Genomic DNA, 515 nt, shown 5'->3' on the forward strand with positions numbered 1-515 from the left:
CTGGCATGTTTGTCTGCGGTATGTTGGGGCGGTTTTGGCGCCGTTATAATTGGCAAGGGGCTTTAGCAACACTGGCGGGTGCTTCTGCAGCTTCAGTGGCTGTAATGATGAGTCCGAGCCTAACCACATTTTGGGGCAACCCTGTCATTCCATCTTGTATGGTGGCCTTAGGGGCTGGAGTAGTGGTGAGCCTACTAACACCGGCTAACCAAGTTCTGCCGAARTGGCTACGCGCCATCTTAGACGATGAACGCGCTTTGATGGAAATGGAACTCTCCGACAAAGGTGAGCTGGCTCGAGACGAATCGTTGGCAAATCGTCAAGCGGCGCGCGAGCTGTAATCTCCCACTTCTAATCTCTGTTCGATGAGTTTCAGTGATCTTGCTCTGAAACTCATCGTGTTAGCACAGGAACCTCAAGATGAACAAAGCTACACTGGCTCTACTGATTTCAGGCATTTTTATGGCACCGACAACCATGGCTATGGCTCCCAATACCGATTTAGTTTTAATGCC

1 pseudogene is annotated in these 515 nt (G+C 50.4%); it reads left to right on the forward strand.

The features are described 5' to 3' along the window. Nucleotides 1-341: pseudogene (locus tag CIK04_RS27215) on the forward strand (sodium:solute symporter family protein); the annotation flags it as partial. Between the last annotated feature and the right edge of the window lie 174 nt (nt 342-515).

The sequence above is a fragment of the Vibrio sp. 03_296 genome (genome assembly GCF_002265885.1).